This is a genomic window from Rhizobium sp. SRDI969, from assembly GCF_025152725.1.
Taxonomy (GTDB): Bacteria; Pseudomonadota; Alphaproteobacteria; order Rhizobiales; family Rhizobiaceae; genus Rhizobium; species Rhizobium leguminosarum_I.
Genome location: NZ_CP104035.1, coordinates 2,903,295 through 2,917,976, shown reverse-complemented (window position 1 = coordinate 2,917,976; position 14,682 = coordinate 2,903,295). Strand labels below are relative to the sequence as shown.

At 60.3% G+C, this 14,682-nt stretch carries 19 protein-coding genes, 1 tRNA gene and 2 pseudogenes; 13 read left to right on the top strand and 9 right to left on the bottom strand.

The features are described from left to right. The first annotated feature begins 98 nt into the window (after positions 1-98). Entirely contained in the window at positions 99-818 is a 720-nt protein-coding gene (locus N2A41_RS14720) for a Crp/Fnr family transcriptional regulator (protein ID WP_260109098.1), read from the top strand. Between the two features lie 78 nt (positions 819-896). Next, positions 897-1,829 carry a LysR family transcriptional regulator gene (locus N2A41_RS14715; protein WP_162119552.1) on the top strand — a complete coding sequence of 311 codons (933 nt, stop codon included), beginning with the start codon at positions 897-899 and terminating at the stop codon, positions 1,827-1,829. Between the two features lie 139 nt (positions 1,830-1,968). Here the strand turns inward: N2A41_RS14715 and N2A41_RS14710 are convergent, their stop codons facing one another. After that, positions 1,969-2,895 (bottom strand): NADP-dependent oxidoreductase, encoded by a 927-nt coding sequence (locus N2A41_RS14710; RefSeq protein ID WP_260109097.1) that lies wholly within the window; start codon positions 2,893-2,895, stop codon positions 1,969-1,971. Further along, a complete protein-coding gene (locus tag N2A41_RS14705) occupies positions 2,895-3,362 on the bottom strand; it encodes an ester cyclase (protein WP_260109096.1) in 468 nt (155 codons plus the stop codon). Before N2A41_RS14705 ends, N2A41_RS14710 begins: the two co-directional genes overlap by 1 nt. A gap of 238 nt (positions 3,363-3,600) precedes the next feature. Here N2A41_RS14705 and N2A41_RS14700 point away from each other — a divergent pair, with 238 nt between their 5' ends. The 6 genes and pseudogenes from N2A41_RS14700 to N2A41_RS14675 all read left to right on the top strand — a co-directional run bounded on the left by N2A41_RS14700 (position 3,601) and on the right by N2A41_RS14675 (position 7,131). Then, positions 3,601-4,821 carry an MFS transporter gene (locus N2A41_RS14700; protein WP_170254893.1) on the top strand — a complete coding sequence of 407 codons (1,221 nt, stop codon included), beginning with the start codon at positions 3,601-3,603 and terminating at the stop codon, positions 4,819-4,821. 74 nt (positions 4,822-4,895) lie between these two features. Continuing rightward, entirely contained in the window at positions 4,896-5,495 is a 600-nt protein-coding gene (locus N2A41_RS14695) for a DUF922 domain-containing Zn-dependent protease (RefSeq protein ID WP_260109095.1), read from the top strand. Between the two features lie 115 nt (positions 5,496-5,610). Next, a complete protein-coding gene (locus tag N2A41_RS14690) occupies positions 5,611-5,958 on the top strand; it encodes a DUF1428 domain-containing protein (RefSeq protein WP_260109094.1) in 348 nt (115 codons plus the stop codon). Between the two features lie 12 nt (positions 5,959-5,970). Next, positions 5,971-6,171: pseudogene (locus tag N2A41_RS14685) on the top strand (YjbQ family protein); the annotation flags it as partial. 118 nt (positions 6,172-6,289) lie between these two features. Further along, positions 6,290-6,595, top strand: coding sequence for a hypothetical protein (locus N2A41_RS14680; protein ID WP_162119546.1), 306 nt, complete (start codon positions 6,290-6,292; stop codon positions 6,593-6,595). A 176-nt stretch (positions 6,596-6,771) separates the two neighbouring features. After that, entirely contained in the window at positions 6,772-7,131 is a 360-nt protein-coding gene (locus N2A41_RS14675) for a hypothetical protein (RefSeq protein WP_017965188.1), read from the top strand. A gap of 490 nt (positions 7,132-7,621) precedes the next feature. Here the strand turns inward: N2A41_RS14675 and N2A41_RS14670 are convergent, their stop codons facing one another. Next, the gene (locus N2A41_RS14670) at positions 7,622-8,362 is read right to left on the bottom strand and encodes an SIMPL domain-containing protein (protein ID WP_170276370.1); all 741 of its coding nucleotides are present in this window, start codon (positions 8,360-8,362) and stop codon (positions 7,622-7,624) included. Between the two features lie 188 nt (positions 8,363-8,550). Here N2A41_RS14670 and N2A41_RS14665 point away from each other — a divergent pair. Continuing rightward, positions 8,551-8,996, top strand: a pseudogene (locus N2A41_RS14665) (GNAT family N-acetyltransferase). Positions 8,997-9,093: 97 nt separating this feature from the next. On the opposite strand, the gene N2A41_RS14660 reads toward N2A41_RS14665, so the two are convergent. Continuing rightward, positions 9,094-9,240, bottom strand: coding sequence for a hypothetical protein (locus N2A41_RS14660; protein WP_003541569.1), 147 nt, complete (start codon positions 9,238-9,240; stop codon positions 9,094-9,096). A 255-nt stretch (positions 9,241-9,495) separates the two neighbouring features. On the opposite strand from N2A41_RS14660, the gene N2A41_RS14655 reads away from it, so the two are divergent. Next, on the top strand, positions 9,496-9,687 hold the full coding sequence (locus N2A41_RS14655) for a hypothetical protein (protein ID WP_260109093.1): 192 nt from the start codon (positions 9,496-9,498) through the stop codon (positions 9,685-9,687). Between the two features lie 73 nt (positions 9,688-9,760). On the opposite strand, the gene N2A41_RS14650 is transcribed toward N2A41_RS14655, so the two are convergent. After that, the gene (locus N2A41_RS14650) at positions 9,761-9,955 is read right to left on the bottom strand and encodes a hypothetical protein (protein WP_017965184.1); all 195 of its coding nucleotides are present in this window, start codon (positions 9,953-9,955) and stop codon (positions 9,761-9,763) included. A 335-nt stretch (positions 9,956-10,290) separates the two neighbouring features. Between N2A41_RS14650 and N2A41_RS14645 the strand changes: the two genes are divergently transcribed. Continuing rightward, on the top strand, positions 10,291-10,995 hold the full coding sequence (locus N2A41_RS14645; RefSeq protein WP_260109092.1) for an FkbM family methyltransferase: 705 nt from the start codon (positions 10,291-10,293) through the stop codon (positions 10,993-10,995). Positions 10,996-11,362: 367 nt separating this feature from the next. Here the strand turns inward: N2A41_RS14645 and N2A41_RS14640 are convergent, their stop codons facing one another. Then, on the bottom strand, positions 11,363-11,506 hold the full coding sequence (locus N2A41_RS14640) for a hypothetical protein (RefSeq protein ID WP_260109091.1): 144 nt from the start codon (positions 11,504-11,506) through the stop codon (positions 11,363-11,365). A 570-nt stretch (positions 11,507-12,076) separates the two neighbouring features. On the opposite strand from N2A41_RS14640, the gene N2A41_RS14635 reads away from it, so the two are divergent. Continuing rightward, entirely contained in the window at positions 12,077-12,871 is a 795-nt protein-coding gene (locus N2A41_RS14635) for a hypothetical protein (protein ID WP_260109090.1), read from the top strand. A gap of 138 nt (positions 12,872-13,009) precedes the next feature. On the opposite strand, the gene N2A41_RS14630 is transcribed toward N2A41_RS14635, so the two are convergent. Beyond that, positions 13,010-13,085, bottom strand: a tRNA-Ile gene (locus N2A41_RS14630). A gap of 199 nt (positions 13,086-13,284) precedes the next feature. Between N2A41_RS14630 and N2A41_RS14625 the strand changes: the two genes are divergently transcribed. Further along, a complete protein-coding gene (locus tag N2A41_RS14625; RefSeq protein WP_260109089.1) occupies positions 13,285-13,653 on the top strand; it encodes a response regulator in 369 nt (122 codons plus the stop codon). A 99-nt stretch (positions 13,654-13,752) separates the two neighbouring features. On the opposite strand, the gene N2A41_RS14620 is transcribed toward N2A41_RS14625, so the two are convergent. Then, the gene (locus N2A41_RS14620) at positions 13,753-13,956 is read right to left on the bottom strand and encodes a hypothetical protein (protein ID WP_017965177.1); all 204 of its coding nucleotides are present in this window, start codon (positions 13,954-13,956) and stop codon (positions 13,753-13,755) included. Continuing rightward, a complete protein-coding gene (locus tag N2A41_RS14615) occupies positions 13,953-14,618 on the bottom strand; it encodes an acyl-homoserine-lactone synthase (protein WP_260109088.1) in 666 nt (221 codons plus the stop codon). Before N2A41_RS14615 ends, N2A41_RS14620 begins: the two co-directional genes overlap by 4 nt. Between the last annotated feature and the right edge of the window lie 64 nt (positions 14,619-14,682).

Here is a 14,682-nt window from a genome sequence, read left to right as displayed (position 1 = left end):
AGAAGACAATTGTTCCGAGGTTAGGCATTGATTCTTAAAGAAAATATGGGTCGCATCGAAATGATCGGGAGACTTTTCCTACATCGGCAGACAAGCCCGTGATCGAGCCGCTGCTGCTGAACCTTGCAAGTCGCGATGTGTTGTCGGCTGAGGAGGAAAGTCATCTCAGAGCGATCATCGTCAAGGAGAGGCACTTCCTTGCCGGAGAGGATCTCGTCTCCGAAGGAAGCCGTCCGACCTACAGCACGCTGCTGCTCGATGGTTTTGCGGCCCGCTACAGGGTGATGGCCGATGGCAGTCGTCAGATCACCGCGCTGCACGTCGCTGGCGATTTTGTCGATCTGCACGCTTTCCCAATCAAGAAGATGGATCATGGCGTCGTTGCGATGTCGTCCTGTCGCGTCGCTTTCGCCGATCACGCCGACCTCAGGGCGATCACCGAAAGCATGCCGCATCTGACCCGGCTGCTCTGGCTCGACACGCTGGTCGATGGCGCCATCCACCGCGAGTGGATCGTCGCCATGGGCCGGCGCTCCAAGCGCGCCCATATCGCCCATCTCGTCTGCGAGCTCTTCGTGCGGCTGCAGGTGGTGAAGCGGACGCGCGGCCCAAGCTTCCAGTTTCCTTTGACGCAGATCGAGATGGCCGACGTGCTCGGCGTCTCCGTCGTCCACCTGAACAAGACATTGCAGGCCCTAAGGCGCGAGGGCGTGTTCACCTGGGAGTACCGAACGATTACCATCGTCGACTGGGAACGCCTGCAGGAGATCGCCGAATTCGATCCCGGCTATCTCAGCATCTCCAGGGAGCCGCGCTAAACGTCAACGGCTCTTGCACATAAAGAGGGTTTTCAACATGCTGCCAGTCTATAGTAGTTGACGGGCATCATCCACATCATGAATAGTCTTCAAGCGGTCGATCTCAACCTCCTCGTCGCCTTCGACGCGATCATGGCGGAGCGCAGCGTCACCCGGGCTGGCGCCCGCATCGGCCGCACCCAGCCGGCAATGAGTGCAGCACTTGCCAGGTTACGGCAGCTTTTTCAGGATGAGCTCTTCGTGCGCAGCCCGAGCGGATTGGAGCCGACACCGCGGGCGCTCGATCTGGCCGAGCCGATCGGAAAATCTCTGCGGCATGCGCAAGAGGCGCTGGCTTTCAGTGGCGTCTTCGATCCGCGGTCGTCATCGGCTTCGTTCCGGCTCGGTCTTTCCGAACATCCAGCCTTCGTGCTTCTGCCGAAACTGCTGGCGGCGATCAGGCAGGCCGCGCCAAAAATCAGCGTCGACGTCAAGGGTTTCGTTGCCCGGGAAAGGGCGGTGGAGATGCTCGACGCCGGCGAGGTGGATGCGGCGGTCGGCGTGCCGGTCTCCTCGTCGCCACGCATCCTTTCCCGGCTGCTTTTCGAGGAGAGCTTCGTTTCGATCGTCCGCGCCGATCATCCCGCGGCAAGAGGTCTTGATCTCGAAACCTTCGTCGCTCTCGACCACCTGCTCGTATCACCGGAAGGCGATCGTTATGGCCATGTCGACCGGAAGCTTTCGGAATTCGGTCTGCGCCGCAGGCTCGGCCTGACGTTGCCGCAAATGTATGCGGCGCCGGCGATCGTCGCCGAGACCGATCTCGTCGCCACGCTGATGCGCGGCGTCGTCGAGGTCTCGGACAGCCGCGCCCGGCTGTCGATCCACAAGCCGCCGATCGAACTGCTGCCGGTCTCCTTTGCGCTGTCATGGCATCGCCGCAACGATTCCCATGTCGGGCAGCAGTGGTTCCGCGAACTGATCCGCTCCGTCGCGGCCGCGAAGCAGGATCAATCCGAGGAATTGCGCTGATCCCGCTTTTGGCATCAGCCGCCTCGTTTAGAGCATGATGCCGAAAAGTGTGAGCGGTTTTCGGACGACATCATGCTCTAACTCTTTCATTGAGAACAGATTCAGACTTTAGGCCGAACAGGCCTAAAATCATCCTGTTCTAGGGTCTCACCACGGTCTTGCCGCGGGCGCCGCCCTTCGAAAGGTACCGCAAAGCCTCGACCGTGTCCGCAAGGGCGAACTCCTGGCCGATGACGCTTTGGAGACGACGATCTGCGGCGAGTGCTGCCACTGCGGCCAGGCGGCCGGCATCGCTCTCATGAAAGAGAAACTGCGCATCGATGCCGCGCGCCTTCGGCCCTTCGGTGTCGAACGGTGCGGAAAGGCCGATGAGCTTGCCGCCGGGGCGGATGACGCCGAGCGAGCGCTCCAGCGTTTCGCCGCCGACCGTGTCGATCACCAGGTCGACGGCCCCAGCGACGGCAGTAAAATCCTGGTTGCGATAGTCGATCACCTGGTCGGCACCGAGCGAGCGGACGAGATCGAGATTGGCCGCAGAGGCTGTCGCCGTCACATGCGCGCCGGCACGCTTTGCGAGCTGAACGGCGAAGCTGCCGACGCCACCAGCGCCGGCATGGATGAGCACCGATTGGCCGGGCTGGATGGCTCCGGCCTCGAACAGCGCCTGCCAGGCGCTGGCCGCAGCCGTCGGCAGGCCGGCAAAGTTTAAGAACGGCAGATCGCGCGGAATTGGAACAACCAGTCGGGCGGGCACGGCCGCCAGTTCGGCGAAGGCGCCGCCGCTCGTTGGGTCTGTGCGCGCGATCACTCTTACACCTGGCCTGACGGTGGCGACGAGCGGACCTGTTGCCACCACCGTTCCAGCGAGATCGGTTCCGAGCGTATAGGGGAAGGCGAGGGGGAAGAAGTCCTTCAGATATCCGGCAAGCAGCTTGTTATCCATTGGATTGAGGGCGGCTGCCTCGACGCGGATGAGCACCTCGTCGAGGCCGGGTACCGGCTCCGGCACATCCTCGATCCGGATATCGTCGATTACACCGTGGGCATAGATACGGGCGGCCTTCATCACGCGCTCTCCGGATGCAGGGACACCGCCTTCGGCAGCCAAGCGCCGAGTTGGTGCAGCATGCCGAACCAGTCCTCGAGGTGCCAGGTATGGGAGATCCTGTCGCCTTCGAAGCGGTGGAATTCATGGAGCGCGATCTCGATCCGGCGGTTCGTGGCCGGAATGCCGAAGAGCGCGCCGCGCTGGGTGCCGACAATACGGGCGCGAACGCCGGCGCGATCGTTGAAACCGATCACTTCGTCGACAACGATCTCCACATCCGGCAGGGATTCGATGAAGCCGAGGATGATCGGCTTCAGCCCAGCTGGGCCGGGACCCTGGCCGGGGGCGAGCGGAATATCCTGCCAGCCCGATGTGACGGCTTCGTCGAGAAGATCGGGGTTCTTGCGGGTGAATGCGCCGTAGAAGGTTTCAAGCGTTGCATGCTGACCTGCAGTCAGTGCGCTTGCGGTTGTATCAAAGGTCATCGAGAGCCTCTTTGTTTATGACAAGAGGAGATTAGGGCATGCGGCTGTCATATCGGAAATCGATATCCGATATAAGCGATCATTGATAATTGATATGCTGACGAGGTGAGACCAGTACAAACCGGCGGCGGCTGCGCCTTGCGATTGACAAATCGCCCATTCGGGCAGAACACCGCTCCGACCTCTTAAAAACTCCTTATAAAGGCTGGCGCGACCGTAGCCGGCCGGTGACATCGCAATGGATATATCCCAAGGACCGGGGAGCGTTCTTCGCCACCCCGGCTATCTGAATTTCGCTGCCTCCCGCGTTTTTTCCTCGCTCTCCTTCCAGTCCATTGGCATCGCCATGGGATGGATGATCTACGACCAGACGCACAGCGCCTTTGCGCTCGGCCTCGTCGGCCTCTGCCAGTTCCTGCCGATGGTGGTGCTGACCTTCGTCGTCGGCCATGTCGCCGACCGGTTGGACCGGCGGCGCATCGGGCTTGTCTGCCAATTGATCGAGGCGGTGACGGCGCTGGTGCTGGCGATCGCTACCTGGCAGCAATGGCTGACGCCGGCCGGCATCCTCGCCGCCGTCACGGTGCTCGGCGCCGTCGTTGCCTTCGAGCGCCCGACCATGGCGGCGCTGTTGCCGAACATCGTGCCGGCCTCAATGCTGCAGAAGGCGGTTGCAACCTCGACCTCGATGATGCAGACGGCGCTGATCATCGGCCCCTCGCTCGGCGGCCTGCTTTACGGCCTCCATCCCGTCGCGCCCTTTGCAATTGCCGCGCTGCTTTTTGCCGTTGCGAGTTTCAACGTCATCTCCATCCGGATGCAATGGAGCCCTGCTAGGCGCGAGCCGGTGACGCTCGCTTCGGTCTTTGCCGGCGTCTCCTTCATCCGCAGCCGGCCGGTGATGCTCGGCACGATTTCGCTCGATCTCTTCGCGGTGCTGCTGGGCGGCGCGACCGCGCTGCTGCCAATGTTTGCCCGCGATATCCTGCAAGCCGGCCCCTGGGGGCTCGGCCTTTTGCGCGCCGCGCCGGCGATCGGCGCGCTCGTGATGTCGATCGTGCTTGCGCGCCGGCCGCTCGAAAGCAATGTCGGGCGCAAGATGCTTGCCGCCGTCGCCGTGTTCGGCGTCGCCACCATCGTCTTCTCGCTTTCGACCAATATTGCACTTTCCGTCGTAGCGCTGTTCGTCGTCGGCGCGTCCGACACGGTAAGCGTCGTCGTGCGCAGCTCGCTGGTGCAGCTGCTGACGCCGGACGAGATGCGCGGCCGAGTCAGTGCCGTCAACTCGCTGTTCATCGGTACCTCCAACCAGCTCGGCGAATTCGAATCCGGCATGATGGCGGCAGCCCTCGGGCCGGTCGCCACCGGCGTTGTCGGCGGGCTCGGTACGATTGTCGTCGTGCTCCTGTGGATGCGGCTCTTCCCGGATCTCACCAAGGTCAAGACGTTGCAGGGCTAGCGGATGCATGACGCGTTGAAAGCGGCGAGTGCTCCCGTTAGGTTCTCCCCAAACAACATTCGGCGGAGCCGTCCGTGACGACAAATTTTCTATCCTATGTGCTTGCGGCGTTTTTCATCTCCGTGCCGGCCGTGGCGCTGGCCGAGTGGCAGGCGGTCGAAGAGGTGCGGCCCTATTCGATATCAGGCACGTCGGGGGCCGGGCTCTATGCATCGATCGGCGAGCGTGGGCCGGAGGCGGGCGGCTTCGGCCGGGCAATCGCGCATACGACATTCAAGCTGACCTGGACCAGGAAATACGAAGCGCAGGGAAATGCCTGCGTTATCGTGACCAACCGGCCGAAGCTCATCATCACCTATACGCTGCCGAAACCATCTGCTGCGCTGCCAGCCGCCGTGAAGAGCAGCTGGGAGGCCTTCATATCAGGCGTGCAGGCGCATGAGCGGGTGCATGGCGAGACCATCAAGGAGATGGTCAATGAGATCGAGACGACGAGCGTCGGCCTCACCATTGCCGACGATCCCGATTGCAAGAAGATCAGGATCGAGCTGACCCGGCGGCTCGGCGAGATCTCCCAGAGACAGCGCCAGCGCGGCCGTGACTTCGACAAGATCGAAATGGGTGACGGCGGCAATATCCAGCAGCTCATCCTCAAGCTGGTCAACGGGCCCTGAATGCCAGGAGGCTGACAAGGGCGCGGCTAACCGCTCGGCAGCGAACTGGACCCGCTTGGCAAGTCTCCTATCTCTTCCGTGATAACCGGGCGCAGACACGCAAAGGAGGAGCGAGATGTCCTATGTCGATGGTTTCATCGTGGCGGTTCCGAAGGCGAATATCGAGGCCTACAAGGAATTCTCGACCTTCGCCGGCTCGATCTGGAAGGAATATGGCGCGCTCGAATATGTCGAATGTCTCGGCGACGACGTGCCCTATGGCGAGCTGACCTCCTTTCCCCGCGCCGTGCAGGCGAAGGAGGATGAGGTGGTGGTGTTTTCCTGGATCGTCTACGGCTCGCGCCAGGAGCGCGACGATATCAAGGTGATGGCCGATCCGAGGCTCAAGGGCGACCAGTGGCAGATGCCGTTTGACGGCAAGCGGATGATCTATGGCGGCTTCGAGACGCTGCTCAAGCTCTGATGCCCCAGGCAGCCCTGCCTTGGCTGGGTCGTGCATAGGGCCGAGGGGCCAGACGACATGCCGGCGCATATCAAGGCGGCGCTGACCCAGGTCTCGACGGGCATTCCCGTTGCGGAAGGGCGGCTGATGCTCGGCACATGGCAGGGCCTTTATCTTTTCGAACATCGCGACCGCCCGCACCGGCGCGAAATCGTCCTGCATCTCAGCCCGTGAGAGAGTTAATCCTTGTGAATGAAAACTGAATGGGTGGTTCGAACACCGTTCAGTTTGCAGCGTTTACTGTCGAGACAATCCCTGAAGGGAGAGCCTATCAAACCGACGGAGACACTCCATGACGCATTTCCTGGCCAAGGCCTCGCTGGCCGCATTGCTCGCCCTCTGCTCCATGCCGGCCACGGTTTCGACAGCGGCGGCCGCCGGGCCCCAGACGAACTTCGTCGTCGAGGCGCAATATCATCGTCCGATCCGCGGCTGCTCGCCGATCCATGCGGTGAACAAGGCGCGTGATTTCGGTCTGCGCAGAGCCCATATCACCCGCATGTCGCCCCGGGTCGTTGTCGTAGCCGGGCGCGACCGGCGCGGCTGGGACAGGATCATCTTCGCGAATGTCCGCGGCTGCCCGCTGATCCGGCGCTGAGGACAACGGCCGGAGGCGCCGCTGCGGCGCTTCCGGTCCGTTTCTGCCTTGACGCTGACACTTTCAGCCGTCTCTTCTCTCACCTGTATGACTGATTCCCAAATGACGCTTCGGCGTAATGCGGACCAATGGGGAGGGCGGCTCGACCGCCCGACTTTCAAACGAAAAGGTTTTTGATGATGCAGTTTCTGGCAAAGGCGGGTCTTGCCGTCATGCTGACAGCCGGCACCCTGGCCGGCACGGTGGCCCCGGCCGCCGCCCAGTTGAATATCATTATCGGCGAGCCGGACCGTGGTCCGCCGCAGGATTACCGCCGTCCGCCGCCGGGTTTTGATCGTCCACCTCCGGGCTACGGCCGCCCGTCGCGCGGCTGCAATCCGCAGCTCGCCGAAAACCTCGCCCGGGATTACGGCTTTCGTCGCGCCCGGGTCGTCGACATCACGCCACGCCGGGTGATCGTCCAGGGTTGGACGCGTCGCGGCCCCGATGAGATGAGCTTCGCCAATGTCCGCGGCTGCCCCGCTCTGCGCCGCTGATATCAAAGTAGAATGCCGCCTCGTCTCCCCGATGCAGCGGCCACAACCGCCTTTGCCAGTCTCCCCGGATCGGCAAGGGCGGTTTTCTTTTTGTGAAAGTCCTTTTTACAGCGCCGCGCGTCTGGAAAGACGCGCGGCGTTCAGTTTTATGACAACCTCGCTCTTTCCCCGGCGTCATCCTCGGCCCTGTCCACGCCCGTCTGGTTCGCGCCAAGGGCTGCCCCTCACCCTAACCCTCTCCCCGTAAAACGGGGAGAGGGGACGTGCCCTGCGAGGGGCTGGTGGGGAACGGATAGGTCGCGGCGGGGTCCCTTCGCCCCGCGAGCGGGGAGAAGGTGGCGGCAGCCGGATGAGAGGCTGGTCTCGCCGATTTCCAGAGCCAAGATGTCGCGACACTGAACTCTGTTTGTGTCTCAATCCGCAGGAAGTCGGTAGACACTGTCAGCAGTTCGGTGGCCGCGCATCTGAAAAGATGCGCGGCCCTTTCATTTTACTGCTCGATGGCGAAGGTCACGGTGACGCTGACATTGTAGTTGTTCTCGCCGCCCTGGACGGGAACGGCAGCGTCGGAGGCTTCCTTCATCATCGTGGCGCGATAGACCGGCTGCGGCATCGCGCGCGGCATATTCTCGTTGATCTCGAGAATGCGGCCGAGCTTGACGCCGGCGGCTTCACTCAGCGTCTTCGCCTTCTTGACGGCACTGGCGACAGCATCCTTGCGTGCCTCGTCGATGACGGCGTCCGGCTTGTCGTTGGTAAACTGGATATCGCCGCCCTGGTTGATGCCGAGGCTGACGGACTGGTCGATCACCGCGCCGAGCTTGGCGAGGTCGCGCAGGCGGATGGTGATCGAATTGATGGTCTGGTAGCCGATCAGCTGCGGCTGCTGCTGTTGGCCGTCGACCGGCTGCGGATAGTTGTATTGCGGCTGGATGGAAAAGCCCGAGGTCTGCAGGTCGCGCTCGGCGATGCCGCCGCTCTTCAGCGCGGCAAGCACGTCGTTCATCGCCTTGTTGTTCTCATCGAGCGCTTCGCGGGCGGTTTTCGCCTGTTTGACGACGGCGAGATTGACGACGGCCGTATCGGGAGCGATGGACGATTCGCCGTCGCCGGTCACCGAAATTACCGGCTCGCGCGGTTTTGCCTCCTGCGCGAATGCGGGCGCTGCGGCGGCGGGCGGCAGCGCCAGAAGGGCGGTCATCAGGACAGTTCTGGTATAGTTCGGCGCCATGTTTTCATTCCTTGGTTGTTGTTTCCCTGAACAGCTTTCTGTCGGTTGATTGTGAAGCTATTGCGGCGGAAAAGACAGGCGCATGCGCAGCGAGAGAAAAATGTGTGAGATGCCCGCGTTGGAGCCTAAGCCCCAAGGACGTCCGCCGAGCCGAAACGGCTGGACCGGAACCGACGGCTCGCTATCATATGGCGACCATCGACGACGAGGAGGCACTGTTCGAAACGTTCGATCCCGTCCCGGCCGAGATCGCCACCGCGATTTCCGACGGCATAAGTGCCTTCAACGAGAGCGCTGAGATCAGACGGGGGGCCTTCGCCATCGTCTGGCGGGAGAGTGGAGAGCTTGCCGGCGGGATAACGCGGCTGTTTCCATCTCGGTTCTTTTCATCGGCAATCTGTGGGTCGCAAAATCGCTGTGCCTGAGCGGCATCGGCAGGAAGCTGATGGCGGCGGCGGAAGAAGAGGGCCGCCGCCGCGCCGCCCTCATGGCCTGCGTCGACACGCTCTCGACCCAGGCCCCGGACTTCTATCCGAGGCTCGGATATGTCAAATTCGGCAGGGTCAGCGGGCATGCGGGAGGCCGGCCCGTTGACCGGATTTGGTTCCGGAAGGAATTTTCCGCCGCGGACTGATCAGGAGCCGCAGACGGCTTCAACATCTGATGTCATTTGGGGTGACATGTGAGATCGCTATCGCGGGACGCGGGTCAGCTGATCGCCAATCGTCCGACTAGGCGCCGAAATCGTCCATGAAAGATGGATGGATGGCGGGCTTGCGCTCTTCGCGGGCGTTCCGAATACGCTGGGGAACAGCACCGAGACCGGCGACGAAACGGGTGAGGAGATTGCGGTTGAAAAGTTTCTGTATGGCACTCATGGCAGTTTACTCATTCTTTTTTTTGTTAGCCGGCAGCATATATTTTGCCCAGGCTGCCATAACAATGTGCAATTTTGCATGACAGTTATGTGACGGTGCATGGCTCGGGCGGGGCTGGCCTAAAAGGTGATCACATTGGCGTTAGAAGGGGCCGCCGAGAGCGTCGGGCGCTATAAATCCTCGTCTGTATCCGCCCTGGCGTGGTAGATTGCCCGCTTGGGGTAAAACTATGCCCCTTCCGAAGGAGAAGCTCAGATGAACCGATTTTTCGCATTTATCGCGACCGGAACGCTGATCATTCTTGCCACGATCATTTCGGCTTGCACTTCGTCCGGAAGCCTCGACCAGACGTCGTCGATCGGCGGCGGTTACTATGAGAGCCAGCCGCTTAATCCGGCCTGTGGGGGTGGGTTCAGGCCGAGCGATGGACGTTCTTGTAGCTATTAGAAATCTGCGCCGATCGGGCATGATGCCGCCGGACGAAGCCGTGTGATTCAATCAGACTTCTAATTTCCCGGCGCTAGTAGCTGCATGGGCGATCATTGCCGAATCCATCGCGGCAGGCGGGCCGAAGGGCAAAGTCAGCGCTATGAGCGGTATAGCCGATCGAGCCCGTTTGCATCGAGTCGTTTGGGCTCGTGCTGCAGGCCGATGCCGACATGGCAATGACGAAGACGGCGGTCATGGCCTCCAATAGTTTGCGAGTTTGAAGCATTTCCTCACCCCTCACTGTCCAAAGTGTCCGTATAATCCTGGCAAGTAGGGCCATGGGACGTCCTGATCACTATCGTTGTCGATCAAGATTTTGTTATTGGCTGAAACCCCCTTCGTCAGCGCTCGCTGCCGCGATCATGGTTGCATGGCAACGCCTACAGAAGGGATCCACGGCTAAGTCGGCTTCACCTAAAGAACTAGGCGTGGCGAAATGGCCGCGCAAGGCATCAACTATCGATGATCTAGCCACTGGTTGCCAATTCACCGAAGATGGAAAAATGGGTCACGCCGCTCGACGAGCGGATAGCGCATGCGTTCGAGTTACCGGGAGCCTACATGCTTCATATCGCCAATATTGCTCCACCTCGGTTCAGGCTATGGACGCGCGCTTCACGAGAATGGCGCCATGGTGAGCCCGAGCTTCGGATCCTCGATAGATTATGCCGTCGGGGCCAGACTGCAATCGATATAGGTGCGAACTACGGTGTCTATTCTTGGTTCCTGTCCAAGTATGCGCGCGATGTCGTCGCCTTCGAACCCCAGCCTAACATGGTCGCTTTTCTGAAGGCTGCGCTTGGTTCGTCGGTTCGGGTCGAGCAGGTCGCACTGTCCGACAGCGCTGGCGTTGCAACGATGCGGATCCCCAGTGATCAGCTCATGGATGGCTGCGCCACGATTGAGGAGCAGAATACGCTATCGACGCAAAGTGTCGAAGAAATTTCCGTTCCAACCCGGCGCTTGGATAGCTATGAGTTCGACACTGTAGGCTTCATTAAGATCGACGTTGAAGGGCACGAACTAAAAGTGCTCGAAGGCGCGGAGGCTATATTGCACCGGGATCACCCAAACCTGCTCATCGAAGCGGAAGACCGGCATCGACCCAACGCCGTCGCCAGTGTGATCGATTATCTTAAGCCGTTCGGATATTCTGCCTATTGCCTGAAAGATCGAAAATTTCGTTCCCTGTCGATCGACGAGGTCCAGAAGGGCTCTTCCGGAACGCCTTACAACTACGTTTTTTCTATCCGCGAGGATCTATAAAGCGCCTTTCGCGTGCCCGGTGCCCACCACCCCTTCATCAGATGCTGTCATGGCGGCAGCCGATGTTTTGCGCCATATCGCCCCTATGGCCCAATCCATGCTGGCCTTCCATAGACCGAGCGAGCGGAGATTGCAGTTGGGCGATTGCGGCCAACTGCCTGCAGCCGGCGGCTCCGCTCTCCCTTCTGACACGCCGTGCCGAAAGATGCGGATCAAGGTTGCCTCGGCCACGCCTACAGATGTCGTTTGATTGGACAACGACGATATGGGGAGCCGCAGCCTGTCGAAGGAGTCCCATTCACCCGGTCGATTGCCGATCTGGAGCAGTAGGAGGCTCATGGGTGCGGCCATCAATCCAGAGCGAAGGTCAAGCCCGGCCGGCGACGAATTCGCCGAGGTAGTAGCCTTTCGCAAGAGATAAGGCGGCCGAATAGGCACTCTGCTCGAGGACATCCGCCATCGGCGCCAGCAGCTTGCATTGGCAGAAGGCGCCGTCAGGCTCGGATGCCATATCCGGCGCGCACGGGGTTAGGTCGCATTGAACCCCTTGGGTTCCACGGCAAAAGAACAGCAAGCGGCAACGAACAGGGCTTTGGAAAACAAGGCAGAAGGCCTGTCGCAAGTCCTTCCAACCAGTAGAGAACTTGAGTTTATGGGGAGAACAACCTGCGACAGGGAAATTCTGCAGATATCAGTGGATGCTAAATTACGCCCGTCGAATTGACCTATTACACTTCCAGCGGAGTTGGTACAACGCGAAAGAGTTGATCTTTGAGGGTAATTACGCGTTAGCGGGATATCGGGGTTTTGGCCGTCGCGTTATCAGTATGGAGCAGTGAGGCAGCGGCCGATTGGACCTTACGGACAGGAACTTGCTGGCGGCCTCGCGCAGATCATCGCTCATGCTGACCCCTGCGCTTACGGTATCGACCAGAATGCTTTGGAAAAGTACGTTGACAAATAAACTATTGAATCCGGAGGCACTGCAGTTCATTCGTACTAGTGTGACGTTGATGGCGAAATTGAACGCGCCGCTGTGCACGATCACAAAGGCCGCAGCTAAGTCGCTCGGGTTGCTTCAATGACAAAGGTTACAGCCGCACGGCTCGTCGAAATGGACGATGAGATAGCACGCCTGCAGGCAGCACTCCTAAAGCACGCAGAACGTTTAGCGCGTGGTGAAGAAAGTGAGCAGCCTCAGCCGCCAATCTGGTCGATTGAAGAGCAAAGGGCTTGGTCTGAAGCACTTCAAGCCAAAGTAAGAAACGCAATGATCGTGGCCTGGGGAGGAGAGGCAGCCTACGATGCAGTCGTCTCTCAAGGCGAAGCGATGAGACAGGCTCGCCGCGAGGCGGACCGCTCGATTGCTATTGTTCACGTAACCGTCGTCGAGGAGCTCTTGCGTTCGGCAATTGAACGCTATTTCCCTGGGCGGCATTCTGATCCAGAGATTATTGATCGTCTATTCGACCCGATGCGGTATGGGCCGCTCAACACTTTCACTGCAAGAGTGGATATCGCTTTTGCGTTGGGCATAGTCGGATCAGGCGCCCGCAAAGCCTTGAAGCTAATAGCTGAGATCCGGAACAAATTTGCCCATAAGCTCGAGATACATTCATTTGACCATCCCGATGTGACGAAGTTGATCGACAAACTTAAATATATTGACTTCGCGATTACCGGACCGGACGCCGAAGGCCTAATGCATCTGTGGAATCGGTCACCGAACTCGGAGGTGACGTCTGGAAGCGGATGGCGTGCATCCGACAATCCTTTCGACCATCGGGGAAAGTTTGAGAAGACCTGTGGGTTTCCGCAGCATTCCTTGCGAACGAGCGTGCCGGGATCGACGCACCCAGATCTTCACCAGAAATGAGTACGCCCGGCGAAGGGCGGTTTGTGCGGCTCAGGACAAGACATTCGAATGCTTTTTTGAAACGGAAAATTCCGAAACCTGGTATCAAAATTCCGGGATTTGCGCCCGGCTACACCGGCTGGATTGATACAAGAGGAATGGTGGGCCCGGAGGGACTCGAACCCCCAACCAAGCGGTTATGAGCCGCCGGCTCTAACCATTGAGCTACAGGCCCTTGGCGCCGTGTGCGGCGCTTGGGTGCCGGGGCAATGGTTCCCGCAGCACGGTTTCCGCTCTAACGCAAATCCGGGGGAGCCACAAGCGGGGAGCGCAAGCATCTGTGGACGATGCATATTTCGTGGGCAGCCACTGGAACCTTCTCGACCGGGCGACACTTATTCAAGTCACATTCCGCATGAAGAGGGCGATCGCAGATGGTGGCTTTGAACAGCGCAGTTGTGCTCATCGTGGAGGACGAGCCGCTGATCCGGTTCAATATCCTCGATGTGCTGGAGGAGGTCGGCCATGTGGCGCTGGAGGCGGCGAATGCCGACGAGGCTCTGGTGGTGCTGAAGGGCAGGCAGGATGTCGATATCCTCTTCACCGACGTCAATATGGCCGGTTCGATGGACGGTCTCCAGCTTGCCAATCGGGTGAGGGCGATGCGTCCGAATATCGGCATCATCATCACCTCGGGCATGGTGCGGCTCGATCCGATGGCGCTGCCCGCGAATACCGCCTTCCTGCCGAAGCCCTACATGCACGACACGCTGATTTCAACGATCGATGCCCTGATGGCGTAAGCACGCCGCGCAGCCGCAAAACGGGGACTGTTTCTGCGGCTGCGCGCGAGGCGCCGGGAGACATGCTCGTCTTCAGGCAGGGCGGAGGGGACCACACCCTCAGCTGAAGCTGCTCCTCAGCGCCTCGTTCTCATGATGGGCCTTCTTCTCGTAGATCGTGAACAGCGCCATCGAGAGGAGATAGGAGAGGAAGGGATCCCCTATCTGCGTGGCGATCTCGCGGGATGCAAGAACATGGCGCTCCAGCGCGCCGATATCCTTCTGCATTGCGGTCTGTGTGGCGGTTTCAGCGAGGCGGTTCATGCTGCCATCTCCAGGAATTGGGTCACGACCGAGCGGGCCGGCACGTGCCTGACATAAAGGGGTAGGGTGAGGCCGAGGGCGGCGCGCATCTTGCGCAGCACCCGGTCCGATACTTCGAAGGCGCCACAGCAGACGGGATATTTGCCGTAGCCGTCTGCACGGCCGAGTTCTTCCACTTCGGCGCCGGCGCGCTTGTAGACGCGCTTGAGGTAAGGTTCGTAGTTGGAAATCATCGTATGGATGCCGTGATCGAGCGCGCATTCGCAAAGCGCGAGCAGCATCATTGAGAAGGCGCGGCCGGCGTCGACATTGGAGAAATCCTTGGCGATCGCCTCCTCGTCGATGCACATGCGCGTGCCTTCCCAGATGCCGGGGGCGATAAGATTGGCGGCATCGGGAAACGTCTCGCGGAAGACGTCGTAGAGAAGGGTCGGGCCTGTCGTCGGCATCAGACGCATGCCGCCATAGAGCCGGGTGCGGCTGTCGTTGCACCAGACGAGATAGGCGGGGGCGATCGAATCGTAGCTGTCGCGTTCGTAGGGGCCGATGACGGGAACGTCCCAGCCGAGCGTATCGGCGAAGACCTTCTTGCGCAGGCGAAACATCTGGTCGAGTACGGCAGCGTATTTCTGATACTCATGTGCCTGAACGATAACGAACATTTTGCCCTCCAGCGTTTTCAAGTTCGTGGAAAGCAGAATGGTTCAGGCTGGCCGGATCGGAAAT